Genomic DNA, 24,212 nt, shown 5'->3' with positions numbered 1-24,212 from the left:
GTCAGCGGGCCGCGCGGCGCCGAGCCGCTGTCAGCCTAACACCGGCGAGCAGGACGCTGCCCAAGAGGATCGCGCCGCCAGCGAGCCCCGCCGTCGTCAGGAGCGAACCGGCGCCGGTGTCCGCCAGTTGGCCGGCGCCTGCCGGAAGGACGGGGCTGGGCTGGGCGGCCGCGTTCCCGGGCGCCGCCGGTTCAACAGTCGGGGCAGCGGGCGCCGCCGCGACAACTGCTGGCGCGTCAACGGCGAAGTTCCGGGTGATGGAGGGGCTATCCGCCCCGCCGCGAGAGGTTTGGACGGCGTGGATGGAGTATCGGCCCGGTGCGGGTTCATCGACGCGGATGGTCCAAAGGCCGTCCGACGCGACCACTGCTGAGCCGTTGAGGTCGCCGTTGAGTTTCACTGTCAGCCCGGGGGTTCCGGTGCCGTCGATGCGGGTGACGGATTTCAGTGCCGCCCCTTCGGCCGGGGTGGTGATCACCGGTGCGTCCAGGCCTGTGACCGTGACGGCCAGGGAAGCTGTGCCCGAGCGGCTGAATCCGTTCACCGTCTCGGCAGTGAGTGTCAGCGGGCCGGTGGTCTCGGGGGCCGGGTAAGCCCAGTTGCCGGCAGCGTCGACCGGCACCTCGACCGTTTTCTTGCCCGCGGTGATGCGCACTTTCGAGTTGGCGGCAACGGCCGACGCCGGGGCCGCCGGGACCCGGCCGGTGATGGGATGCCCGGCCGTGACCGTCTGGCCCGACGGCGCCACCAGCTCAGGCTTGTTGAGGAACACCTGGAGCTGCACGCCGCCGGGAATGTGGGAGAGAGAGTCCTCCAGCGTCGTGGCAATGGCGAAGTTCTCGGTGGCTCCGGCACCCTCTCCAGCGGAGTGGGTCCCGACCGCAAAGTTGCCGCTGATCCAGGGTCCGCCCGAGTCTCCGCCGCTGGACTGGACGTCCTTGGACAGGAAGCCCCGGAAGGCCCGCAGGTCGGCGGGATCAGGGGTGGTGCCGCCGACGACGTAGATGCCAAGCTCCTGCACCGTGCCGCAGGACCAACCGGTGGTCCGTCCGGAGCGGCACACCTGCTGGCCCTGGAAAGGAGCGACCGTTCCGATGATCTTGACAGCCGTGGGGCCCGGGTCGACGGCGGCGCCGGGAGCCCAGACCGTCGCGGCCGGCTGGACATGGAGGCCCTTCCGGAGGGACTCAATGACGGCGATGTCGGTCCCGACGTTGCCCGGCTTGTTCTCATCCCCGGTGATCCACGAGCTCTGGGCACCGCCGAACTGGCTGAAACCGAAGGTGCCGAGCGCCGGGTAGGGGGGAGCCGGCGGCGCCGTCGTCCCGGACGCAGGTGCCGAGCTCCGGGGCTCGACGCCAGCAGTCTTGGCCCTGCCGTCTTCAGCGCAGTGACCCGCCGTCAGCACCACCGGCTTGCCGGCAGGACTGAACCCTCCGAAGCCCGCAGAACAGGTGGCGTTCCGCTCGGTGACGTACCCCTGCCCGCCGAACACGTCCTCCTCCGTGGCAATGGGTGAGCCTTGTTCCAGGGCAACATTCGCGTAACGGGCGACGAAGGCGGCCGGCGAGACCTTGCCCGGTGCCGTGCCGGTCGGTGCAGCCTGGCCGGGTACGCCGGCCAGGATCGCTCCGGCCGGCGTACCGGCTTCGGCCGCGTTCGCTCCCCCGGTACGGATGACGAAGCGGCCGTCCGTGTAGGCAACGGCCTGCAACCCGGCGGTCCCGACTTCGCGGACAAAAGCCTGGAAAAGCTGCTCGGTGCTCGACGCCACCAGCTCTTCGGCTGTAGCAACCACGGGCGCCACCGCCCCGGCCGCTCGCGTTTCCGAAGGTGCCGGGCCTTCCGAAGGTGCCGGCGTTTCCGAAGGTGCCGGGGTCGATACCGGGACGGCCGCGGGGGCCACCAGGACGAAGTGTGCCGGACCGGCATGGTTTAGCTCGTCCACCCGGGACTGCAGCTCGGCGCCGGCGCCTTCAACCACGATGCTGCCCTTGCTCAGCCTGGTCGACACGTAGCCGGGGAGCGTCCGCAAGGTGGGCAATGCGTCGGCAGCGCGCCTGGCCTGTTCGCCTGCGGCATTGAATTCGCCAAGCGTCATGCCGAGATCCCGCCGGACGGCCTGCGCGAGTCCGGCATCGCTCGGGCCCGGCGCGCTGGACGGCGCGCTGGCCGGCACGCTGGGGCCCGGCGCGCTGGGGCCCGGCGCGCTGGCCGGCACGCTGGGGGACGGCGCCGGCACGCTGGGGGCGGACGCCGTCGTCGCGGGTTCCGCTGCGGCGTCGGCGAGCGCCGGTATGGCGTAGAACGAGCCGGTGAGGGCGAGGGCGGCAGCTGACACTGCCCGCAGTACCAGCTGAATCTTCGGAGTCTTCACTCGGCTACCTTATCTGCCCATTTTGGCCAGGATGGCCGCGACCTCCCGGTCCGTCACACCTTTGCCGCGCAGGAACTCCTCCACCTTCAGGGCGCGGACGAACTGCAACAGGCTTTCACCACGCACTTCGAGCAGCGGCCCCAGCAACTCTTCGGGCAGGTACCGCTCGTGTGGATGAGGCGTTGCCGACCGCCGGTGGTGCTCATTGATCCCCCGCATCGAGCGCTGATAGCCCCGCACAATTGCTTCCTCGCTGTCTCCGGCGAGGTCCTGGAGCATGGCGGCGATCATCCCGCTGCGGTCCCGCCCGGCCGAGCAGTGGATCACGACGCCGCCGTGCGCCGCCGCAATCGCCTGGAAGACCCTGACCAGCTTCTCGGGGAAGATCCGGGCGTTGTCGGCGTACGAGGCGGGATTGTTCAGGTACGGACCGCAGAGCCGCCGGAATTCGCTGTTGTCAGGGTCTTCCGTGGGAGCCAGCACGACGTCGAACGCCGCGAGCGCCGCGGCACCCACCAGGGGATCTGTCTCCCGGCGCGTCCTCTCGTCCTCGTTCCGCAGGTCAATGACCGTCCGGATGCCTGATTCGTAGGCCTGCTGCCAGCCCGCCTCGGTGAGCCATTCCCGGCGCCCCATCCGGAAGACGACGCCGCCAATGTGCCAGGCGTTGACGGCCCCGTCCCAGCCCACTGTTCCGGACACGATCATCCCTTTGGCTTGGCCTCCGGGAGCGGCAGGAATCGTCATCATGAAAGCTAAGCACACGCACCGGCGCCGATCCACGGGCAGGATTCACGAAAGATCTCCACAACGGGACTATTGGCATGGTGTGGGGTGCAGACGCCCGCGTAAGGTGGCGGTGAACCCGGTGGCCGCCGGGCTCTTTTCGGTTCGCCTGCCGCCGGGACTGACACCACCTCGCGGCACGGGGCGCTGAACCTACGTGCTACTGAGGGGAACACCATGGGAATCTTGAATCTTCGACGCCGGCGAACGGCTCTGGCTGCCGGTCTGGCCACCGTGGCGATGACCATGGGATTGGCGGCGGTCCCAGCGGAAGCCGCGGAGAAGATCAATTACATTGCGCTCGGAGACTCCTACGCCGCCGGGCAGGGGGCGGGTCCGTACCTCGACGATTGTTTCCGCAGTGAGAACACGTATTCGGAACTCGCTGATGACGCCAAATCCATCAAGCTGGTCACGAACGCGGCCTGCAGCGGCAAGACGACCCAGGACGTCCTGAAGACCCAGCTGAAGAAGCTGAACAAGAGCACCGAGCTTGTCACCATCACTGCTGGCGGCAACAACCTCGGGTTTGGGGATATCGTCACCAACTGCGGCTCTGCAGATCCCGCCTTTGCTGCGGCGTGCGCCCAAGCCAGCGCTACGGCGACGGCCCTGCTCGTCAGCGGACAGCTGGCCGGTGACGTTGCCGCGATGATCCAGAGCGTGCAGGCGGCCGCGCCGAACGCCAAGATTGTGGTGACCGGCTACCCATACCTCTTCGACCCGCTCAACCTCGATCCGGCCGATCCGATGACCCCGTTCATCTACCGGGCCACTGCCTTGGCTGACGGCCTGAACCGGTCCATCGCCCTAGCCGCCGGGGCCACCGATACCGAGGACAACCAGGTGCAGTATGTCGACGTCCGGGCCGCTTTCGCCGGCCACGGCATCAACTCTGAACGCCCGTGGATCAACGGCGCCATCCCGGGCAGCCCCGATAGCTTCCACCCGAACGCCAAGGGCTACCAGGCGTACTACACAGCACTGAGCGACGCCGGAGCCTATTCAGCACGCTAGCGCTGCTTGGCCAGCCTGGATTCGAGGGCGTTCCGGACCATCGGCCATTCGTGTTCCAGGATGGAGAACACCACGGTGTCCCGCAGCGCTCCGTCGGCCGAGCGGGTGTGGCTGCGCAGCACACCGTCCTGTTTGGCGCCCAGCCGTGCGATGGCCTCCCGGGACTGGTGGTTGAGCCAGTGGGTCCGGAACTCGACGGCGGGGCAGCCCAGCGTTTCGAAGGCGTGCCGCAGCAGCAGCAGCTTGGAATCCGGGTTGCTGCCGCTGCCGTGCACGGACGCCGCGTTCCAGGTGGAGCCGATCTCCGCCCGGGGCGTGGCGGCGTCGATGTTCATGTAGCTGGTCATCCCGATCACCTTGCCGGGTCCGCCGGTGGCGGGGTCAATCAGCCGCGTGGTGAAGGGCAGCATGGAGCCGGCGTCCTGGAGAGCCAGGCGCCGGCTGATCTCCGCCGCCATCCCGTCCGGGGCGGGCACGCTGGTGTACCAGAGGTGCCACAGTTCGCCGTCCCGGGCCGCATCGACGAGGCCGTCGTGGTGGTCCTGGCTCAGCGGTTCGAGGACCACGTGCCGGCCGGTGAGGGTGATCGGTTCAAGGACGGATCCGTTCGGGGAAGTCACGGAACCATCCTAGAGGCCCGTGATGATCAGTCGGTCCAGTCGAAGAAGCCCTTGCCGCTCTTGCGGCCCAGTTCGCCGCGCGCCACCTTGTCACGCAGGATCTGCGGCGGCGCAAACCGCTCGCCCAAGGTCGAGGCAAGGTACTCGGCGATGCCGAGCCGTACGTCCAGTCCCACGATGTCGGTGGTGCGCAGCGGGCCGGTGGGGTGCTTGTAACCGAGCACCATGGCGTTGTCGATGTCCTCTGCCGAGGCCACCCCCTCTTCCACCATGCGCATCGCCTCCAGGGCGATCGCGACGCCAAGCCGTGAGGACGCGAAGCCCGGCGCGTCATTGACGACGACGGCGGTCTTGCCGAGTGCCTCGACCCAGCCGCGCGCGGCCTGGGCCAGCGGCTCGGAGGTGTGCTCCCCGAGGACGACCTCGATCAGGGTTGACGCGGGCACCGGGTTGAAGAAATGCAGGCCGAGGAAGCTCTGCGGCCGCTTCAGCTCGCGGGCCAGGCCGTTGACGGAGAGGGACGAGGTGTTGGAGGCGAGGTACGCGTCAGCGGCGAGACGCTCCTCGATCCCGCGCAGCGCGGAAACTTTGAGGTCCCAGTCTTCGGGCACGGCCTCGATGACCAGCTGGCGGTCCTTGAAGTCGTCGAAGTCCACCGTCACGGAGAGCCGGGAGACCATCTCGTCCAGGTTGCCGTCCGTGGCGCCGCGCTCGATGCTCTTGGCCGCCGCCGATTCCACCCGCTCGCGGGCAGCCTCGGCCGATTCCTCGTCGCGCTCGACCACGAGGACGTTGGCCCCGTTGATCAGGAAGGCGTGGGCGATGCCGGCCCCCATGCGTCCGCCGCCGAGAACCCCCACGAACTGGGGAAAATTGCTGTCGGGGAGGTTACTGGCGGGGAGGTCCGCGGGAGGGTTCGCGGGGAGTGCGGGGCTGCTCATGTCTGCTTCTTCCGGCCTGACGTCGTGGAGGGCTTCGTGGAGGGCTTCATGTCCGACGTCGTGGAGGGCTTCGCGCCGGACGTCATATCGGACTTCTTGGCCGACTTCTTATCCAGGAAAGCCTGCATCCGGTCGAACTTGGCCTGGGACTCGAAGAGGATGCCCTGGGCCAACTGGTCGATCAGGGGGTGCGAATCGGCCGGGGCGTGGAACACGGACTTGGTGATCCGCGCCGCCAGGGGATCCTGCCGGGCGATCCTGTCGGCGAGGGCGTGGGCTGCGTCCATCAGCTCCGGGGCCTCATGGATCTCGGTGATGAGGTTGACGGCGAGGGCGCGCTCGGCGCGCAGCACAACGCCGGCGAGCAGGATCTCCTTGGCCACGGCCTCCCCCACGAGCTCCTTGAGCCGCCAGCTGGCACCGGCCGCGGCAAGGATGCCCAGTCCCGTCTCCGGGTTCCCGATCCGCACGCCGGGCGTGCCGATCCGGAAGTCCGCGGCATAGGCCAGTTCGGCCCCGCCGCCCAGGCAGAAGCCGTCCAGGGCCGCGATGACGGGCAGCGGGAGCTTGGCGATCCGCACGAAAATGGTGGAGTTGATGCCCTGCAGCGCGTCGTCCCGCCGGCGCCCGCGCAGCTGTCCGATGTCCGCCCCGGACGCAAAGACGCCCTCCGTGCCGGCGATGATGAGCACCTTGGGAGTCTGCTCGAGGTGCGCGCAGACCAGGTGGAGCTCGTCGACCATCTGCTGGTCGATGGCGTTGCGGACCTCGGGGCGGTTGAGCAGCACAACCAGCCGGTCCTCGCGCTCCTCGATCTTTAGCGTGCTGAAGTCGTCCGGGCGGAGCCCCGTGCGGGCGGCCGCCACTAGACACGCTCCAGCAGCATCGCGGTGCCCTGGCCGACGCCGATGCACATCGTGGCGAGGCCGATCCTGGCGTCCTCGCGTTCCATCCGGCCGAGCAGGGTGATGGCGAGCCGCGAGCCGGACGAACCCAGCGGGTGCCCCAGGGAGATGGCGCCGCCGTCGCGGTTCACAATCTCCGGGTCCAGGCCGAGCCGGCGCATGCTGGCGAGCGACTGGGTGGCGAACGCCTCATTGAGTTCGACGGCGCCGAGGTCACCGACGCTGAGCCCGGTCCGGGCCAGCACCTTCTGCGTGGCGGGGACGGGGCCGATGCCCATGATCTCGGGCTCGCAGCCGGCGGAGGCGCCGTCCACGATGCGGGCCCGCGGCGTCAGGCCGAGCTTCTTGATCGCCGCTTCGGAGGCCACGATGATGGCGGAGGCGCCGTCGTTGAGGGTGGAGGAGTTGCCTGCGGTGACGATCGAGCCACCGGCAACGACGGGGCGGAGACCGGCGAGCACGTCCATGGTGGTGCCGGCGCGGGGGCCTTCGTCGGTGTCGACGACGGTCTCGCCCTTGCGGGACTTGACGGTCACGGGGACGATTTCCGCGGCGAAGCGGCCCGCGGCGATGGCGGCGAGGGAGCGTTCGTGGGAGCGGACGGCGAACGCGTCGGCGTCCTCCCGGGAGATGCCGTCCACGCGGCCCACTTCCTCGGCCGTTTCCGGCATGGAGAACGTCATTTTGCCGTCCCGGGAGAGGCCGCCCTTCTTGAACAGCGGGTTGACGAAGCGCCAGCCGATGGAGGTGTCGAAGATTTCGCCCGGCTTCGCGAAGGCGGTCCGGGGCTTCTCCTGGACCCAGGGCGCCCGGCTCATGGATTCGACGCCGCCGGCGATCACGATGTCCGCGGCGCCGGACCTGATCATCTGGCTGGCCATGATGATGGCGCTCAGGCCCGAGGCGCAGAGCCGGTTTACCGTGATGCCGGAAATGTGCAGGGGCAGGCCGGCCAGGATGGTGGCCATCCGGGCCACGTTGCGGTTTTCCTCGCCGGCGCCGTTGGCGTTGCCGAGGATCACCTCGTCGATGCTGTCCGGGTCGACGCCGGCACGGGCCACAGCTTCGCGGACCACCAGGGCGGCCAGGTCATCGGGGCGGACGGCGGAAAGGGCGCCGCCGTAACGGCCGACGGGAGTCCGGGCACCGCCTACGAGAAATGCCTGCGGTCCTGCAACTGCTGATGCCATGGGTACACCCTTCACGCGATAAACGTCTCCGTCACCGAAAACCTGTCATCGAAAATCTGTCATCAAGACGAACTGTCGGCGGCGGCAATCAGCGTCGACCGAGCAAACGCCCTAATTTACCGACCGTTCGTTCTATAAAGATTACACGGCGGGGCAAGAGGGTCAACCAAAGCCCCGCAGGGTTACGCGACGACGACGCCGAGGTGGCTGGCCAGCAGCGGGGCCAGCAGGGTGAGCTGGTAGTCGTCGATCACGAGGCCGGCGAGACTGCCCAGCCCGCTGAGGATGCGGAAGTCCGTGCCGCGGAGGTCGAAGTCCTTGAGCTTCGCACCGCTCACGTCGAGGGTGCCGATGGTGCAGTTCTTGAGCGCCACCCGGGTTGCCGTGGCGGACCCGAGGTCCAGTTCGTTGATGATGCAGTCACTGATCTGCACGTCGGTCAGTTTGGAGCCGCGCAGGTTCAGGTAATCGAATTTGCCGCCGTCGATCCGCACCGACTGCCAGTTGCTTTCATAGAGTTCGGCGGAACCCCAGCGGGGGTTGCCTATCTCGACGTCGCGCAGGCTGCTCCTGGCCGCCGTAAACACCGGGGCGTACAGCTCCGCCACGATGCAGTCGCGGAACGTGGCACCCCGCAGTTGCGTCTCGTTGAAGGAGACGCCGGAAAACTCGCACTCGGCGAAGTCCGTTCCGCTCAGTTCCAGCCCGTCGGCGACCGCACGGCTGTACCGGACGCCGTCGTACCGCTCCCCGCGCTGGAAGTCCGGGGAGGGGTCGTCCCGCAGCTCTTCCAGCCGGACCGGCGTGAGCCGCGGGGCCGTGACCTTGGGCGCCTTGGCGGCGGTGCCGGATGCCCTGGCAGCAGCCGCCATCAGAGCGACTCGGCCTTGGCCGCGATTTCCGCCAGGTCCTTGGCGAGGGCCTTGCGGGTGATGCGCATTCCGATCGCGCCGAAGACGGCCATCATGACCTTGCTGAGCCGCGTCGGCTGGACCACCTCGGCGCCGAACGTCAGGGTGAGGTCCGTTCCGCCGTCACGATCGACCAGCACGAAACAGGTGGTGTAGTCGGCACCGCCCTGCAGCGCCTTGACCGTGGTGCTGCCGGCAGCAGTCCCGGCGGCACTGTCGCCAGCACTCCCGCCAGTGCGGTGCGAGGGAGGCTCGCTTTGGGACACCCACATCTCCACTGTTTCCGCGCGCCCCATCATGGTGCGGGTTTCCTTCCAGCGGGTGCCTTCGGCGTAGGGCCCTTCGGTGAGCATCTGGATCGAATCAACGCTGGACAGTGTTGCGGCCGATCCAGGGATGTCCGAAATGACCGCCCACACCTTGTCCGCGGGGGCATTGATGTGCTGGGTAAGGCTGGTTTTGTGGTCCATGGCTTCGAGCCTAGCGGGAAGATCGCCCATTGAAACCCTTGAAACCCTTGAATTAGTAAGCATGCTTTGTGTTATGGTGAAACACCGTTGAATTTCAACCGGAAACGAAAGGTGGTTCGCGCCATGGGTATCGGAGACAAGATTCAGAACGAAGCAGAGCACCTCGGCGGCAAGGCCAAGGAAGCCACTGGAAATGCCACTGACAACGACCAGTTGCGCGCCGAGGGCCAGAAGGACCAGGTGGTCGCCGACGCGAAGAAGGTCGGCGAAAACGTCAAGGACGCCGTCAAGAAGGATTAATCCTCAAAGAATGCGGCGGCGGATATTCCTTTGGGGGATATCCGACGCCGCTTTTTGTGCCCGGGCGGTTGCTGTCTCCGGGTGCGCGTTCCGGGCCGGCGTTCCGGGCCGGCGTTCCGGGCCGGCGATTCGGAGCCGGCGATTCGCCACAGATGGCCGCTACCCCACCCGGATAGCGGCCATCTCCGTCACTTCGGTGTGAACCCGGCGCATCCAAGGCGTCTGGGGGTGCCCCAGTGACCCGCACTGCCTCCAAGGCCGCGATTCGCCACAGATGGCCGCTATCCCACCCGGATGGCGGCCATCTCCGTCAGTTGGATGCGGCGTTGGCGCGACCACGGCCCTTGGGGCAAGACGCGGCGGCGGCTCCGGCCCATGGGTGCTCACTCACCGCGGCGACGGCTTAAGCGAACGGCGGCGGGCCCCCTCACCGGAGGCCCGCCGCCGTCGTCGTGTCTGCCCAGTTTTTCGGAGCTAGCTGAAGAGCTCGCTCTTGGGCTCGTTGTTCTTGACCTTCTGCCAGCCCAACCACAGCAGCAGGGCGAAGAACGGGACGGTGGCCAGCGTCCACAGGCCCAGGTGGAACACCTCGCCGGACTTGCTAGTCATCGTGTCGAAGCCGATCAGTACGGTGATGGCCAGCAGTGCGATCAGGCCGGCCCAGCTGCTCCACGGCGAACCCGGCATCGGCAGGCTGGAGACGCGGCCCTTCTGGTGGCGCAGCGCGATCTGGCTGGCGAAGATGGCGCCCCAGGTGAAGATGACGCCGATGGAGGCCGTGTTGAGCGCGAGGTCGAAGGCGTGCGAGCCGCCCAGCCAGATGTTGAGCATGATGCCCACGAGGTAGAACGCGGCGATGGCGAGGATCGCCATGTACGGCACGTGGCGTGAGGACATCTTCGTGAGCCACTGCGGGGCGTGGCCGTTGTTGGCCATGGTGCGGAAGACGCGGCCGATCGAATAGAGGCCGGAGTTGCAGGAGGAGAGCGCGGCGGTGATGACGATCATGTTCATCACGTCGCCCACCCAGCCGAGGCCCATCTGGCCGAACACGGTGACGAACGGCGACACGCCGGCCTTGTACTGGTCCGACGGCAGCAGCATGGCCAGCAGCAGGACGGAACCGACGTAGAACACCACGATGCGGAGGACGACGGCGCGGATCGCCTTGGGCACTTCACGCTTGGGATTCTGCATCTCGCCAGCGGTGATGCCGACCAGTTCGATGCCGTTGTAGGCGAAGATGACGGCGTTCAGGACGAGGACCATCACGAGTGCACCCTTTGGGAACATGCCGCCCTCGTCGTGGAACAGGTTCGCCACGGAGGCGTGGCCGTTGCCCACCTGGGCGTTCGTGACCACCATGAAGGTGCCGACGGTGAGGAAGATCAGGATGGCGCCGACCTTGAGGCAGGACGCCCAGAATTCAAACTCGCCGAACGCCTTGACGCTGAGCAGGTTCACGGCGACGAGCAGCGCGAGCGCGGCAATGGCGGACGCTTCGACCGGCACGTTGGGGAAGAAGAACTGGAAGTACAGGCCGATTGCGATCAGTTCCGCGATCCCGGTCATGCCCCAGTTGATGAAGTACATCCAGCCGGAAATGAAGGCGCCCTTCTTGCCGAACATTTCGCCCGCGTAGCTGACGAAGGAGCCCGAGGTCTGGCGGTACATGATGAGCTCGCCCAGGGCACGCATCAGCAGGTACGCGATGAGGCCGGCAATGGCGTAGGAGAAGATCAGCGCGGGGCCCGTCGAGGCCAGGCGTCCGCCGGCCCCCATGAAGAGGCCGACGCCGATGGCGCCGCCCATGGAAATCATGGTGACGTGGCGGCCGCTCAGGGTCTTCTTGTAGCCCTCGGCGCTGAGGGTCGAGTCGACGGCGGTGGATTGCTCCGGCGCGCTCTTGAGTTCTGTGGGGGTAAGTGATGGCACAGCGGTTCCTTGTAGGTCGGGGTGTTGCCGGGACAGGACCGTGGATTCGGGTACATTCGGGTTTTGCCCCGGTGGGGCAGGAATGTGTACCGAACCTCACAAGGTCAAAGCTTTGCGCGGCTCATCCATCGTACTAGAATTCAGGGCCTGGCCGTGACGCGGGCAACACCAGACGGGTGCTATCCCTAACTAATGACGCCTAATCGGCCGAATGGCCGAATAATATTCTATCTTGGCCCCGAATATCCCGGCGTTTCCGTCAGCTACGCCAGGGCGCCGTCCCGCATGGCATACCGGAGCCAGGTCCCGGTGCCGGCGCCGTGCCCGGTGCGGTTCCCGCTGCTGTTTACACCGGCGCACGCGCTGAACCACTCCCCCAGCGCGCGGTCGTGGCTGACCATGACCAGTGCCCCTGCGAAGTCCGAAAGCGCCGCTTCAAGCTGTTCCACCACAACGGGCGCCAGGTGGTTGGTGGGCTCATCCACGAGCATTGTTCCGAACCCGCCCAACAGGAGCCGGGCGAGCGCCAGCCTGCGTTGTTGTCCTGCGGACAGGCTTCCCACCGGGACGTGGAATTCGGTGGTCCGGAAGAGCCCCAGGCGCAGCAACGCGTCCGCGTGCTCATCGATGTTGCCGCCCAGGCCCGAGGCAAAAGCGGGCAAAAGACGCAACCCCGGGCGCTGTGGAAGCTCCAACTCCTGCTGCAGGTATCCAATCCGGCCGTGCCCCACCACGGTGCCCTTGGCCGGTTCCAGCGTGCCCGCGAGGACAGAGAGCAGTGTGGACTTGCCTGCGCCATTGGGACCCGTGATGAGGATCTTCTGGCCCGCCTCCACCCGGAAGTCCGTTGGTTCCAGGCGGCCGGGCACCGTCACTCCCCGGGCTTCAAGCGCGGGTCCCGCCGCAACGTCCGCCCGCAGGTCCGTCGCCAGCTTCAGGGGCACCGGCGGACGGTCGATGGGGTTTGCCTCCAGCCTGCGCAGCCGCTCCTGGGCATTGCGGACCTTGCTGGTGGCCGCCTTTTGCCACGTGCCCGCCTTGAAGTCAAACCCCATTTTGTCGCCGTCGCGTTTGCGGGCGTAGCCCATCTTCCCCGCGATCGTGTCCGCCTGGAGCCGTTCGGCAGCCATCGCGTCCTGCCACCCGTGGTACTGCTGCGCCCAGCGCTGGCGTTCGGCAGCCTTCTCCCGCAGGTACCCTTCGTAGCCGTTGCCATACCGGTTGACCGTCCGGCGTTCGGCATCCACCTCAATCACGGTTGAGGCCACTTTGCGCAACAGCACGCGGTCGTGGGAGACCACCACCACGGTTCCGCGGTGCGCCGCCAGCCGCGCCTCCAGCCAGGCCGTGCCGCTCGCGTCAAGGTGGTTGGTGGGTTCGTCCAGGAGGAGGATGTCCGCGGGATCGGCGAGTACGCAGGCCAGTGCCACACGTTCCTGTTCCCCGCCGGAAAGTGAACCCAGTGTCCGCATCCGGTCCAGCCCGCCCAGGCCAAGCCGGTCCAGCGCCGCCTCCACCCTGGATTCCGCGGCGTAGCCTTCCCTGAGCTGGTACTGCGTCTGCAGGTTTCCGTAGCGCTCCAGTTCGTCCGCTTCCGCGCCGGCAAGCCCGTCCTCCAGACGGTCCAGCTCGGTCTCCAGTGCGCGGAGCGATTCCAGTGCGGCGTCGATCGCGTTGCTGACGGTGAACTGATCAGGCAGGCCGTGGGTCTGGGCAAGGTAGCCCACGCGGCCGTGGCTGACGGCGGTGCCCTCGTCCGGGGCCTCGAGCCCGGCCAAAATCCGGAGCAGCGTGGATTTGCCCGCCCCGTTTTCGCCGACGATCGCCACATGTTCGCCGGCTGTGATGGCAATTTCGACGCCGGCAAACAGCTGGCGGTCCCCGTAACCATGGGATACGCCCGAAAGGCGGAGATGTTCGCTCAAGGAGTCCTCGCAAGTAGGTGCCCAGCCTGCCCGGCGGCGGCTTGCGTCGTCAAGTTCGCCGCCGCAGGTCAATACTGGCGTGCGTCCGCCGTCGGCACGTGCCGCCGTCAGTTGGCGGCTCAGGCGGCGAGCACAACCGCCTTCTTGCGCCACGGGTTGGGACGGCGACTTCGGCGCACTGAAAAGAAAATTTAGGCGTCCCGAATATTGTACTTGACCGTGCCACCCTGCCTCGGCGCTAGGCTGGTGGCATGGGCACTGCTCTCCGCATACCACCGGCTCCACGACCGGAACTTTATCGCGCCTCCCGGCTCGATCTCAGCACCGCCGGACTCTACGTGGCCGCGGTCGCATTCTTCACCGCGGCCGGTGATGTGTTGGCGCCGCTGCTGCTGCAGATCTCGCCGAACCCGGCCGTGGCGTCCTATTCGGTGAACCTGATCTTCTACGGGACCATCGGCATCCTGGCCCTGGCTGCGGTGCGCCGCGTCGCCGGGCGCGATCTCCGCGTCCTGGCCACGAGGCCGTGGTTCACGCTCCTCATGGTCCCGCTGGCGGTGGTGGTCATGATGATCCTGACCGCGATCCTCGTCGCCTTGAGCGGACCGGTGCAGACCTCGGCGAACCAGGCCGGACTGCAGGCGCTCATGCAGCAGGTCCCGGTCTGGCTGATGGTGCCTCTGCTGGTGGTCGTAGGCCCCTTCGTGGAGGAGTACATCTTCCGCCACCTGCTGATCGGCAAGCTGAGCCGGCGGGTCAACATCTGGCTCTGCTGCGCCCTGTCCGTGGTGCTGTTTGCGGCCCTGCACATCGTCGGCCAGGAAGACCTGAGCCTGCCCGTGCTGATGCCCTACCTCGCGATGGGCGCCGTCCTGGTGTTCGTCTACGTCTGGACCGGCAAGAACGTGATGTTCTCCTATTTCGTGCACGCCGCGAAGAACCTGCTGGCCGTCATCTTCATCTATGCCATCCCGCCCGAGGTCCTCGAGCAGCTGCAGCAGATGCAGGGCTGACCCGAGTAGCGGCGGGGCCACAGCGACCGCTGGGCGCCGTCGAGATGACACTTCACGGCAGTCCCGGGCGAAAACACTTCCGTGAACTGTCATCTCGCGGGCATTTTCAGGCCCGGGACCTACCGGCGGGGGCGCCGACGTCGTAGTTTCATTCCATGACACTGAACATCCAGATCGCCGTCGACTGCTCGAAGCCGCATGAACTTGCCGACTGGTGGGCCGAAACGCTGGACTGGGCCGTGGAGCCGCAGGACGAGGGCTTCATCCGCTCCATGGTCGAGCAGGGCTTCGCGACGGAGGCGGACACCATGACCCACCACGGCAAGCTCGTGTGGGGTGCCGGGGCAGCCATCCGCCCGCCCGAAGAACTCGACGCCAAAGCGCCCGCCCGCCGGATTCTCTTCCAGACCGTCCCGGAGAAAAAGACGATCAAGAACCGGGTGCATTGGGACGTGAGACTCGCCGGCGCGGACAAGGACGAGGTCCGCAAGGCCCTCGAAGCCCGCGGCGCCACGTTCCTCTGGACCGCCAGCCAGGGACCGCATTCCTGGCACACCATGGCCGACCCGGAAGGCAACGAGTTCTGCATCAGCTAAGCCGATTACTAGACTCGGACTGTGAGCAACGAAATCCCCGCCAAGGTATCCGACGTCTTTGACCCCGCCCGGTGGCGCACCGTGTCCGGTTTCGACGACTTCCAGGACATGACCTACCACCGGCAGGTGGAGCGCTCCGCCGACGGCACCGTGGTCCTGGACCTGCCGACGGTCCGCATCGCCTTCAACCGGCCCGAGGTCCGCAACGCGTTCCGCCCCGGCACCGTGGATGAGCTCTACCGCGCCATGGACCACGCCCGGATGACCCCGGATGTGGCCACGGTGCTGCTCACCGGCAACGGCCCCTCCGAAAAGGACGGCGGCCACTCCTTCTGCTCCGGCGGGGACCAGCGGATCCGCGGCCGCGACGGCTACCGGTACACAGTACAAAATGCGGGACAAGACACAGCCGGTGAAACGACGGAAACCATCGACCCCGCCCGCGCCGGCCGGCTGCACATCCTCGAGGTCCAGCGGCTCATGCGCACCATGCCCAAGGTGGTCATCGCGGTGGTCAACGGCTGGGCGGCCGGCGGCGGGCACTCGCTGCACGTCGTCTCCGACCTCACCGTCGCCTCCCGCCAGCACGGCAGGTTCAAGCAGACCGACGCCACCGTGGGCAGTTTCGACGCCGGCTACGGCTCCGCGCTGCTGGCCCGCCAGATCGGCCAGAAAGCCGCCCGCGAGATCTTCTTCCTGGCCCGCGAATACTCGGCCGAGGACATGGTCCGGCTGGGAGCGGTCAACGAGGCCGTGGACCATGAACGCCTCGAGGAGGTCGCCCTGGAGTACGCCGCGGACATCGCCCGGCAGTCCCCGCAGGCCATCCGGATGCTCAAGTTCGCCTTCAACCTCGCCGACGACGGCCTGGCCGGCCAGCAGGTCTTCGCCGGCGAGGCCACCCGGCTGGCGTACATGACCGACGAGGCGGTGGAGGGCAAGGAGGCCTTCCTGGAGAAGCGCGACCCGGACTGGTCCAAATTCCCGTACTACTTCTAAGGCGCCCCGTGACTTCCGCAGCTGTGAAGATCGAACCTGCCCTCGCGGCGCTGGCCGCAGCGCTGCGCGGCGAGGGACCCGCCGTCGAACTGTCCGTCGGCCCCGACGGTGCCCCGGCCGTTGAGCGGGTCGATACGCCCGGGATCGAGGACGCCGCAGTTGTGGTGCGCACCTCCGGCTCCACCGGCACGCCCAAGGCGACCGTCCTGACGCTGGACGCGCTGGCCGCGTCCTCGATGGCCACGGCCGTGGCGCTCGAGGGCGAAGGCCAGTGGCTGCTGGCGCTTCCGGTGCAGTACGTGGCCGGCCTCCAGGTGCTGGTCCGCTCGCTCTTCGCCGGGACCCGGCCGTGGGTGATGGACCTCGGCGGCGGCTTCACGCCCGAGGCCTTCACCGCCGCCGCGCTCGAACTGACGGACAAGATGCGGTTCACCTCGCTCGTCCCCACCCAGCTGCAGCGGCTGCTGGACTCCCCCTCGGCCGAGACCCTCGCCGCGCTCCGGCGCTTCAACGGAATCCTGCTGGGGGGAGCGCCGGCGTCGCCGGAGCTGCTCGCCGCGGCGCGCGGGGCCGGCGTCCGCGTGGTGACGACCTACGGCTCCGCCGAAACCAGCGGCGGCTGCGTGTACGACGGCGTGCCGCTGGACGGCGTCGAGGTGAAGATTGCCGACGACGGCCGCATCCTGCTCGGCGGCGCCACCATCGCCGCCGGCTATCTGGACGCCCCGGGACTCACCGCGGAAACCTTCGTGGAGGACGACGGCGTCCGCTGGTACCGCACCAACGACCTCGGCGCGCTGGACGCGGCCGGGAGGCTCACCGTCCTGGGCCGCGCCGACGACGTCGTCATAACCGGCGGCGTAAAGGTTTCCGCCGCGCATGTGCAGGCGGAGCTGGAGCAGCTCGACGGCGTGCTGGCCGCTTTCGTGGCCGGCGTTCCCTCCGCCGAGTGGGGACAGGCACTTGCCGCCTACGTGGCGGTGGCCGACAGCTCCCCGGGAGCCATCGCGGCCTTCACCGCCAGTGCCGCCTGGGTGCCGGTCCTGGGCCGGCTGGCCCCGAAGACCGTGCTGGCCGCCGGCGAACTGCTGATGCTGCCGAACGGGAAACCGGACCGGATGGGCATGACGGTTCGGCTCCACGAGCTGCATCAGGGAAAATAGATGAGCCGGGCACTCCCGGCTTCGCCAAACCAACACGAGGTACTGAACGTGGCAACAGCCGCTCAATGGATCCAAGGCGCCCGTCTGCGCACCCTGCCGGCCGCGATCGCGCCCGTCCTGATCGGCACCGCAGCAGCGTACGAGATGGAGGGTTTGCGCCCGCTCAACGCCGTCCTGGCCACGCTGGTGGCCCTGCTGCTGCAGATCGGCGTCAACTACGCCAACGATTATTCGGACGGCATCCGCGGCACCGACGAGGACCGCGTCGGCCCGCTGCGGCTGGTCGGCTCCGGCGCCGCAAAGCCCGAGCAGGTCAAGTACGCTGCCTTCGCCGCGTTCGGGCTGGCCATGGTGTTCGGGCTGACGCTGGTCATCATCACGCAGAGCTGGTGGCTGATCCTGGTGGGTCTCGGCTGCGTCCTCGCCGCATGGGGCTACACGGGAGGCAGGAACCCCTACGGCTACCTCGGCCTCGGCGACGTGTTCGTCTTTGTGTTCTTCGGGCTCGTGGCCACGCTCGGCACCACCTACACGCAGGCCGGCCAGCTGAGCCTGGCTGCCATCATCGGCGCGATCGGCACGGGACTCATTGCCTGCGCCCTGCTCATGGCCAACAATGTCCGCGATATCCCGACGGACCGGAAAGCCGGGAAGAAGACCCTGGCAGTCCGGCTCGGGGACAAGCACGCCCGGGAAAGCTACGTACTGATGCTCGCCGTCGCGATCCTGCTCGTGATTGTGCTGGCGCCGACCCGGCCCTGGATGCTCATTGTGCTGCTGCTGATCCCCGCCTGCCTGATGCCGTCCTGGCTGATGATCGCCGGCCGCAGGCGCAAGAGCCTGATTCCGGTGCTCAAGCAGACCGGGCTGATCAACCTCGGTTACGCTGTGCTGTTCTCGCTGGGGCTGGTGCTGAGCCGCGGATTCTAGCGGCGCTCGGGAAGCTCGGGGCCGGCAGGGCCTGGCTGAGGGGCCGGCTTGAGCGGCCGGATCTCCGGGCGGACAGGGCCGACAGGGCCTGCCTGAGGGGCCTGCCCCTCCGGGCGGCTTGAGGGAATCCTTGGTCTATGAGTCCTTGGGCCGGCTGTCTTTGTGGACGGTGATGTCCGGGTGCTCATCGACCAGGCGGTCCTCGGCGTCGGCGTCGGCGACTTCACCGGCGCTGCGCAGCGGCTTCGCGTGGCCCGAGAACCGCTGGTGGAGCGTTGCTGCCGCCGCGTCCCGCTGCTTCTGGAAGAACAGGTAGCTGATGGCGAACGCCATCATGCCGGCGCAGAGGACGGCCAGCAGCCATCCGAGCTGCAGGTAGACAAACAACGCGAACAATGGCGCGAACAACGCGAGCCGGATCAGGGAGTATTTCAGGAAAGCCACACTCCAAGTTTAGCCTTCCGGCCGTGGGCGCATCCGCCGGCAGACCCGTCGGTCCCCTGACTCCCGACGGAGGCAGCGGCAACGCCGGAGACTCCCCCGGAGGCTAGACTGATTACATGCTCCGTGTAGTGGTCGCCGTCGCCGTTCTGGTTGTCTTTGTCTATGGACTCATCGACGTGATCCGCACTGATTCGCGCCAGACCAGGGGCATTTCCAAGCCGGCGTGGATCGTCGTGCAGATTGTCCTGCCCGTGATCGGCGCCATCCTGTGGTTCCTGATCGGCCGCCCGCGCGGCACCGGCCCTGCTCCCGTTACCTACAGCCACCCCATCGCCCCGGACGACGATCCGGACTTCCTGCGCAACCTTGAGATCCGCCGCCGCAACCAGGCCGAGTCGGACCGGCTCAAGAAGCTCAAGGACGAGCTGGATGCCAAGGGGCGCAAGCTCGACGGCGGCGGCAGCCCGGGTGAGGGCCAAGGCTCCGAATCCGGCGAGACGCACGGCTCCGGCGACGCCGGCACACAGGGCACCGACGAGGTCAAATAGCACCTTCTGGCCCTGCCGGCAGGCATTGCCTTCCCCGGCACCCACGCTCGGCTGCGTCCTCCCATCGTGGGTCGTGACGTTACCCGTTCGCCACACATGGCCGCTATACCGGCCCCATAGCGGCCATCTCCGGCAAGTGGGCGCTATGGGGGCCGGTGCATTGCTGCTCACTAGTCCCACTCCTCCCTCACACCGCGCCCGTCCTGTGGATAACCCCCGGCACCCCTTCGGTCGGGAGCAGAATGCTCGTATGCACCATCCCAGCGAGCTTCCCCCGCATCTTCGAAACCAGCCTTTCACCGTGGCCGAGGCCCGCACCGCCGGGCTGGGCCGACGTCGGACGCGGGCTCGGGATCTCGTCAGCCCCTGTTACGGAGTGCGTGCCACGGCCGCCACCCCGGACAGTTTGCTGGAACGCGTGCATGCCCTCACTGCTGTGACCGGCGCAGTCGTGAGCCATCTGTCTGCGGCAGTGCTGTGGGGCTTCCCCCTGCCGCAGGCCTTGGAGAACCTGGCTGTCGTCCATCTGACGAGTCGGCCGGGCCAGCGGGCTGTGCGGCGCAAGAACGTTGTGGGTCATGAGCAGTCACTTGGACCGGAGGAGATCGTGGCCGGCGTCAGGGTGAGCTGCACTTCCCCGCTGCGGACGTGGTTCGACCTCGCCGGCATAGTGAGCCTCGATGACTTGGTGATTGCAGGGGATTTCCTGCTGCGGCGGAGGAACCCACTGACCACTATTGATGCACTGGACGCATTCCTCGCCGGGAAGCAGGGCAGGACGGGCTACCGGGGCGCTTTGCGGGCCAGGGCCCTGATTCGCGCCGGCACGGACTCCCCCAAAGAGACCGAACTCCGGCTGCTGCTGGTTCGACATGGCCTGCCCGAACCCGGAATCAACGTCCCCATGTTCGACGAGACCGGCGGTTGGATCCAGGACCCAGACCTGTCCTATGAGCAAGAAAAGATAGCGATCCAGTACGACGGCGGTCATCACGCCGGTCCGGCGCAGCGTCGCAGCGACATCTTCCGGGATGAGAACGCCAGGGATGCAGGGTGGCGCGTTGTCGTATTGACCCAGTGGGATTTGACCCCGTTTGCTCCCGGGATGGACCCGACTGCAGTGACCCGGGTGCGGGCGGCGCTGACCGAGCGCGGCTGGACCCCTGCCCCTGGCCTGAGGCCAAGGCGAAATCGCGGTGCTCGCGACGCCCGGCACCCATCTGACACGAATGGCCGCTAAACAAGGCGCCATAGAGGCCTTCCGTGGCGAATCGATGGAGTGGGGCCCACAAGGGCCTCCGCAGCGGAGGTCTACAGCGGAGGCAGCCCCGAGTAGGAGTGCAGGCCATTGAAGAACTGGTTCACAATGGTGAAGTTGAAGACCACGCAGAGGTAGCCGACAATCGACAGCCAGGCGGCACGGGTTCCGGTCCAGCCGCGGGTGGCGCGGGCGTGCAGGTAGCCGGCGTAAACCACCCAGATCACGAATGTCCAGACTTCCTTGGTGTCCCAGCCCCAGAAGCGGCCCCAGGCCTTCTCAGCCCAGATGGCGCCGAACATGAGCGTGAAGGTCCAGCCGACGAAAGCGATGGCGTTGATCCGGTAGGACAGGTTCTCGAGGCTGAGCGCGGACGGAACCAGACGCATGAAGCCCAGCTTGTCCCCGCCGCCGGCTGCGACAGTCTTCTGCCGGTGTGCCTGGACCAGCTGCAGCGCGGACATCGCGAAGGTCAGGGTGAAGAGCGCGGAGGAGATCACCGCGATGGAGACGTGGATGATCAGCCAGTAGCTCTGCAATGCGGGAACGAGGTGGCCGACGGGCGTCCAGAAGGCCACGGCGGCCGCAACCAGCATGATGATGGCCAGGCCGATCACGAACGTGCCCAGGAAGCGGAGATCGCGCCGGATCAGTACCAGCAGGAAGACCGCCACGGCCACGAATGCGCCGGTGGTCAGGAATTCGTACATATTCCCCCAAGGCACCCGGCCTGCACCAAGTGCCCGCGTGATGACGCCGGCCGCGTGGATCGCCGCGCCAAGCACGGTCACGGCGACGGCCACCCGGGCCGGGACGCGGCGCTCGGTGGCGTAGCGCATACCGCCGTCGGCCGTGTGGCCGATCCCGGCGCTGTTCCCGGGCACAGCCCGCGAGAGGGACGACGACGGGCGCTCGGAACGGCCGACAGGCCCGGCCACGTCCGAATCGGCGCGGTCAACAGCGCCCGAAGCGGCCCCTACGCCCACGCCGGCACCTACCGGAACACGGGCTGCCTCGGGGCTGGTGGCACCCGAGAGCTCGGCAGCTTTGAGGTCCACCGCGCGCAATACCTTGCTGCTCTTGGCCAGGTCCCAGGCGAAGGCGATGAAAGCCACCGTGTAGGTGCCCGCCGCGAGGAGCATGAACAGCTCGCTGTACTGGCCCATGGTTTCGTTGATGGGGAACATTACTGATCCTTCTTTGACTCAGGCGAGCCGGCTGATGACGGGATGAAGTCTGTTGCGGGATGGTCCGGGGAGGTCTGATCTCGGCTGGCACCGGGCACGTCCGCAGCCGCCCGGTCATTATCCGTCTTTCCGCTGGGAGCTGACTGGGAACCCGTTGCCGAACCGGCGCCTGACGCCCCGGCGCCCGCCCCCGTGCCGGGCGCCCCCGTGCCGGGATCGAGCAGCTCCCATTCGTCCGCCAGCAGCGCCCGGATCCTGGCGGCTTCGCCGGCGAGCCGGTGGTCCTCGCCGCGGGCCAGGAGGCCGTATTCGACCATCGTGCGGCCGTCCGCGTGAGTTCCGGTCCGCACCCAGACGCGGCGGCGGTTCACGTAGAGGGAGGTGACCAGGCCGGCGACCGCCAAAAGCGCGAAGATCAGGGCGTAGAGCTGGCCCGGGTTGTGGTGGATGTCCACGCCGACGTAGCGCTTCACGCCGTCGAAGCTGATGGATCCCTTGCCGTCCGGCAGGGTTTGCGTGGTTCCCGGCGTCAGGACGATGCCCTTGGTCTCCAGGTTCCGGGCGTTGAGCGGCGTCAGTTTCTTGACGTCGAGCTCGAAGACGTTCTGCGGGGCGCCGTCGTTCAGGCCGAGGTCGCCGAAGTACGAGTTCAGGGTCAGCTGAGGGTTGATCAGCTCCGGATCGCCGCTGAAGGACACGCCCTGGTCGGTGACGAAGGCCGTGGGGAGGAAGAAGCCGGCAAAGGCGAGCTGGTCCGGCTTGGCGTCGGGGACCTTGATGACCACCGAAGAGTAGTAGTTGTCGCCCTGGAGCTTGGCGACCACCGGGCCCTGCATGGCGACGTTACCGGCGGCGTCGCGGATCGTGACGATGGGGGCGTAGCCGTTGCCGGTGAGGTACATGCTCGTGCCGCCCAAGCTCAGGGGGTCGTTGACCTTGAGCACCTCCTTCTTGGCGGGTGCGTCCGGGGTTTCCTTGGTGGTCACGTCCGCCTTGAAGTCGATGGGCTGGCCAAACTTGCCCTTCGATTCGCGGTCGAAGGTGACCTGGAACTTGTCCAGCTGGACCGAATACGGCTGCAGCTGGCCGCTCTGGAAGTTGGTGCCCGGCGTGAACTGGTCGTAGCCGACCAGCGTGTTCACGAAGGTGTCCCCTTCCACCAGGATCCGCTGCCCGCTGTACCCGAAGAGGCCGCCGATCGCCACCGAGACCAGCACGCCGATCAGCGAGGTGTGGAACAGGAGGTTGCCGACTTCACGCAGGAACCCCCGCTCCGCCCCCAGCGACGGCCGCGCGCCGTCGCGGTCCCGGACATCGACGCGGTAGCCGCGCTTCTTCAGCAGTCCGGCCGCCTCGGTGATGGCGAGCGACGCCGGGATCCCGGCGTCGGCGGGGATCACGAGCGTGCCGTACTCGGGCAGCCGGGACAGCCGGGCAGGCGTGCGCGGCGGCTGCGAGCGCATGGCCTTGTAGTGCGCGATGGCCCGGGGCACGACGCAGCCGATCAGGGAGATGAACAGCAGTATGTAGATGGCCGAGAACCAGGCCGAGGAGTACACGTCGTACAGCTGCAGCGTGTCCAGGAGCTTGCCGTAATCCGGGTGGTCCTTGATGTACTGCGTGACGATGGAAGGGTTGGCGGGCCGCTGCGGGAACAGCGAGCCGGGCACCGCCGCGACCGCGAGCATCAACAGGAGGAACAGCGCCGTGCGCATGCTGGTCAGCTGGGCCCAGGCCCAGCGGAGCATGCCCAGCGGGCCGAGCACCGGAAGGACAGCTTCCGCCTTTGCGGCGGACACCGCGGCCTTAACGGGGTTGGTGGAATCAGCCGAGGCAGGGCGGTTGGGCGTGGTGCCGGGGGCATCTGGGGTGGTGCCGGGGGCATCGGGCGTGGCGCCGGGGTCCGGGGACTTCTTGTCTGCGTTCACTCGCTCGCTCATCAGATTGGCAATTTCACATCGGTTTGGAACCAGTACTGCAACCCGGAAACCCAGGTCCCCCACACGCCGCTGGCCATCAGCAGGCCCAGCACAATCAGGATGCCGCCGCCGGTGCGCTGGATCGCGAGCCGGTGTTTGCGGAAGAAGGACATCACGCCGATGCCGCGACGCACGGCCAGGGCGATCAGCAGGAACGGAATGCCCAGCCCCAGGCTGTACACGAAGGCCAGGAAGGCGCCCTTGGCCGCGGAGGATCCGCCGGAGAGGCTCAGGAGCTGGACCGCGGAATAGGTGGGCCCGATGCACGGCGCCCAGCCAAGGCCGAAGGTAATGCCCAGCAACGGCGCACCCCACAGCCCTGCGGGCGGCTTGGCATGGATCTTGGCGTCGCGCTGGAGCCAGCCGAAACCGCCCATGAACACGACGCCCATGATGATCACCAGCACGCCGAGCAGCTGGGTGATCCATTTGTTCTGCGAGCCCGTGATCAGTGTCCCCAGCTGCCCGAATGCCCCGCCGAGCAGCACGAAGATCACCGAGAAGCCCAGGACGAAGAGCCCGATGCCGGCCAGCATCCGGCCGCGCTTCTGCTTCTGGAGGTCGACGCCGGTCAGCCCGGTGACGTAGCCCAGGTAGCCCGGGACGAGGGGCAGCACGCAGGGCGAGAGGAAGGAGGCGAATCCGGCCAGCAGCGCCACGGGGATTGCGAGCAGGAGCGAACCGTTCAGGATGGCTTCGGCGAAGGGGCTGTTCACGG

At 67.6% G+C, this 24,212-nt stretch carries 23 protein-coding genes; 9 read left to right on the top strand and 14 right to left on the bottom strand.

Features of this window, described 5'->3' with window-relative positions; translation table 11 throughout:
- Nucleotide 1: 1 nt before the first annotated feature.
- Together ABIB26_RS14485 and ABIB26_RS14480 are read right to left on the bottom strand one after the other, a co-directional pair.
- Nucleotides 2-2,377, bottom strand: a complete 2,376-nt coding sequence (locus ABIB26_RS14485) for a trypsin-like serine protease (RefSeq protein ID WP_354244352.1) — start codon at nucleotides 2,375-2,377, stop codon at nucleotides 2-4.
- Nucleotides 2,378-2,386: 9 nt separating this feature from the next.
- Nucleotides 2,387-3,079: a tyrosine-protein phosphatase gene (locus ABIB26_RS14480; RefSeq protein ID WP_502913675.1), complete on the bottom strand. Its 693-nt coding sequence runs from the start codon at nucleotides 3,077-3,079 to the stop codon at nucleotides 2,387-2,389.
- Between the two features lie 261 nt (nucleotides 3,080-3,340).
- On the opposite strand from ABIB26_RS14480, the gene ABIB26_RS14475 reads away from it, so the two are divergent.
- Nucleotides 3,341-4,180 carry an SGNH/GDSL hydrolase family protein gene (locus ABIB26_RS14475; RefSeq protein ID WP_354244349.1) on the top strand — a complete coding sequence of 280 codons (840 nt, stop codon included), beginning with the start codon at nucleotides 3,341-3,343 and terminating at the stop codon, nucleotides 4,178-4,180.
- On the opposite strand, the gene ABIB26_RS14470 is transcribed toward ABIB26_RS14475, so the two are convergent.
- The 6 genes from ABIB26_RS14470 to ABIB26_RS14445 all read right to left on the bottom strand — a co-directional run bounded on the left by ABIB26_RS14470 (nucleotide 4,177) and on the right by ABIB26_RS14445 (nucleotide 9,217).
- Entirely contained in the window at nucleotides 4,177-4,800 is a 624-nt protein-coding gene (locus tag ABIB26_RS14470; RefSeq protein ID WP_354244346.1) for a GNAT family N-acetyltransferase, read from the bottom strand. The two genes, ABIB26_RS14475 and ABIB26_RS14470, sit on opposite strands and share 4 nt — an antisense overlap.
- 26 nt (nucleotides 4,801-4,826) lie before the next feature.
- The gene (locus ABIB26_RS14465) at nucleotides 4,827-5,636 is read right to left on the bottom strand and encodes a 3-hydroxyacyl-CoA dehydrogenase family protein (protein WP_502913681.1); all 810 of its coding nucleotides are present in this window, start codon (nucleotides 5,634-5,636) and stop codon (nucleotides 4,827-4,829) included.
- Nucleotides 5,637-5,737: 101 nt separating this feature from the next.
- Complete coding sequence (locus ABIB26_RS14460) at nucleotides 5,738-6,607, bottom strand: enoyl-CoA hydratase/isomerase family protein (RefSeq protein ID WP_354244340.1); 870 nt, start codon at nucleotides 6,605-6,607, stop codon at nucleotides 5,738-5,740.
- Nucleotides 6,607-7,836: a thiolase family protein gene (locus ABIB26_RS14455; RefSeq protein ID WP_354244337.1), complete on the bottom strand. Its 1,230-nt coding sequence runs from the start codon at nucleotides 7,834-7,836 to the stop codon at nucleotides 6,607-6,609. Before ABIB26_RS14455 ends, ABIB26_RS14460 begins: the two co-directional genes overlap by 1 nt.
- Nucleotides 7,837-8,018: 182 nt before the next feature.
- The gene (locus ABIB26_RS14450) at nucleotides 8,019-8,708 is read right to left on the bottom strand and encodes a pentapeptide repeat-containing protein (protein ID WP_354244333.1); all 690 of its coding nucleotides are present in this window, start codon (nucleotides 8,706-8,708) and stop codon (nucleotides 8,019-8,021) included.
- Nucleotides 8,708-9,217: an SRPBCC family protein gene (locus tag ABIB26_RS14445; RefSeq protein WP_354244330.1), complete on the bottom strand. Its 510-nt coding sequence runs from the start codon at nucleotides 9,215-9,217 to the stop codon at nucleotides 8,708-8,710. The genes ABIB26_RS14450 and ABIB26_RS14445 overlap by 1 nt, the downstream gene beginning before the upstream one ends.
- 123 nt (nucleotides 9,218-9,340) lie before the next feature.
- Here ABIB26_RS14445 and ABIB26_RS14440 point away from each other — a divergent pair, with 123 nt between their 5' ends.
- A complete protein-coding gene (locus ABIB26_RS14440) occupies nucleotides 9,341-9,517 on the top strand; it encodes a CsbD family protein (protein ID WP_354244327.1) in 177 nt (58 codons plus the stop codon).
- 474 nt (nucleotides 9,518-9,991) lie between these two features.
- Here the strand turns inward: ABIB26_RS14440 and ABIB26_RS14435 are convergent, their stop codons facing one another.
- Together ABIB26_RS14435 and ABIB26_RS14430 are read right to left on the bottom strand one after the other, a co-directional pair.
- Nucleotides 9,992-11,452 (bottom strand): amino acid permease, encoded by a 1,461-nt coding sequence (locus ABIB26_RS14435; protein ID WP_354244324.1) that lies wholly within the window; start codon nucleotides 11,450-11,452, stop codon nucleotides 9,992-9,994.
- Between the two features lie 263 nt (nucleotides 11,453-11,715).
- Complete coding sequence (locus ABIB26_RS14430) at nucleotides 11,716-13,377, bottom strand: ABC-F family ATP-binding cassette domain-containing protein (RefSeq protein WP_354244321.1); 1,662 nt, start codon at nucleotides 13,375-13,377, stop codon at nucleotides 11,716-11,718.
- A gap of 251 nt (nucleotides 13,378-13,628) precedes the next feature.
- On the opposite strand from ABIB26_RS14430, the gene ABIB26_RS14425 reads away from it, so the two are divergent.
- From ABIB26_RS14425 to ABIB26_RS14405, 5 genes are all read left to right on the top strand, one after another.
- On the top strand, nucleotides 13,629-14,390 hold the full coding sequence (locus tag ABIB26_RS14425; RefSeq protein WP_354244318.1) for a CPBP family intramembrane glutamic endopeptidase: 762 nt from the start codon (nucleotides 13,629-13,631) through the stop codon (nucleotides 14,388-14,390).
- Nucleotides 14,391-14,545: 155 nt separating this feature from the next.
- A complete protein-coding gene (locus tag ABIB26_RS14420; protein WP_354244315.1) occupies nucleotides 14,546-14,986 on the top strand; it encodes a VOC family protein in 441 nt (146 codons plus the stop codon).
- A gap of 21 nt (nucleotides 14,987-15,007) precedes the next feature.
- Entirely contained in the window at nucleotides 15,008-15,985 is a 978-nt protein-coding gene (locus tag ABIB26_RS14415) for a 1,4-dihydroxy-2-naphthoyl-CoA synthase (RefSeq protein ID WP_354244312.1), read from the top strand.
- A gap of 8 nt (nucleotides 15,986-15,993) precedes the next feature.
- The gene (locus ABIB26_RS14410) at nucleotides 15,994-17,148 is read left to right on the top strand and encodes an AMP-binding protein (protein WP_502913674.1); all 1,155 of its coding nucleotides are present in this window, start codon (nucleotides 15,994-15,996) and stop codon (nucleotides 17,146-17,148) included.
- Nucleotides 17,149-17,196: 48 nt separating this feature from the next.
- Nucleotides 17,197-18,078, top strand: a complete 882-nt coding sequence (locus ABIB26_RS14405) for a 1,4-dihydroxy-2-naphthoate polyprenyltransferase (RefSeq protein ID WP_354244310.1) — start codon at nucleotides 17,197-17,199, stop codon at nucleotides 18,076-18,078.
- Nucleotides 18,079-18,213: 135 nt separating this feature from the next.
- Here the strand turns inward: ABIB26_RS14405 and ABIB26_RS14400 are convergent, their stop codons facing one another.
- On the bottom strand, nucleotides 18,214-18,522 hold the full coding sequence (locus tag ABIB26_RS14400; protein WP_354244307.1) for a DUF4229 domain-containing protein: 309 nt from the start codon (nucleotides 18,520-18,522) through the stop codon (nucleotides 18,214-18,216).
- A gap of 116 nt (nucleotides 18,523-18,638) precedes the next feature.
- Between ABIB26_RS14400 and ABIB26_RS14395 the strand changes: the two genes are divergently transcribed.
- Together ABIB26_RS14395 and ABIB26_RS14390 are read left to right on the top strand one after the other, a co-directional pair.
- Nucleotides 18,639-19,070, top strand: coding sequence for a PLD nuclease N-terminal domain-containing protein (locus ABIB26_RS14395; RefSeq protein ID WP_354244305.1), 432 nt, complete (start codon nucleotides 18,639-18,641; stop codon nucleotides 19,068-19,070).
- A 250-nt stretch (nucleotides 19,071-19,320) separates the two neighbouring features.
- Nucleotides 19,321-20,310, top strand: a complete 990-nt coding sequence (locus tag ABIB26_RS14390) for a hypothetical protein (RefSeq protein WP_354244302.1) — start codon at nucleotides 19,321-19,323, stop codon at nucleotides 20,308-20,310.
- A gap of 71 nt (nucleotides 20,311-20,381) precedes the next feature.
- On the opposite strand, the gene ccsB is transcribed toward ABIB26_RS14390, so the two are convergent.
- From ccsB to ABIB26_RS14375, 3 genes are all read right to left on the bottom strand, one after another.
- Nucleotides 20,382-21,515 carry a c-type cytochrome biogenesis protein CcsB gene (ccsB, locus tag ABIB26_RS14385; RefSeq protein WP_354244299.1) on the bottom strand — a complete coding sequence of 378 codons (1,134 nt, stop codon included), beginning with the start codon at nucleotides 21,513-21,515 and terminating at the stop codon, nucleotides 20,382-20,384.
- Complete coding sequence (resB, locus tag ABIB26_RS14380; protein ID WP_354244480.1) at nucleotides 21,515-23,263, bottom strand: cytochrome c biogenesis protein ResB; 1,749 nt, start codon at nucleotides 23,261-23,263, stop codon at nucleotides 21,515-21,517. The genes ccsB and resB overlap by 1 nt, the downstream gene beginning before the upstream one ends.
- A 191-nt stretch (nucleotides 23,264-23,454) precedes the next feature.
- Nucleotides 23,455-24,210, bottom strand: coding sequence for a cytochrome c biogenesis CcdA family protein (locus ABIB26_RS14375; protein ID WP_354244296.1), 756 nt, complete (start codon nucleotides 24,208-24,210; stop codon nucleotides 23,455-23,457).
- Between the last annotated feature and the right edge of the window lie 2 nt (nucleotides 24,211-24,212).

This window comes from Arthrobacter sp. UYEF20 (genome assembly GCF_040546335.1).
Taxonomy (GTDB): Bacteria; Actinomycetota; Actinomycetes; order Actinomycetales; family Micrococcaceae; genus Arthrobacter.
The sequence above is the reverse complement of the archived record's forward strand: the minus strand, read 5'-3'. Positions and strand labels throughout refer to the sequence as shown.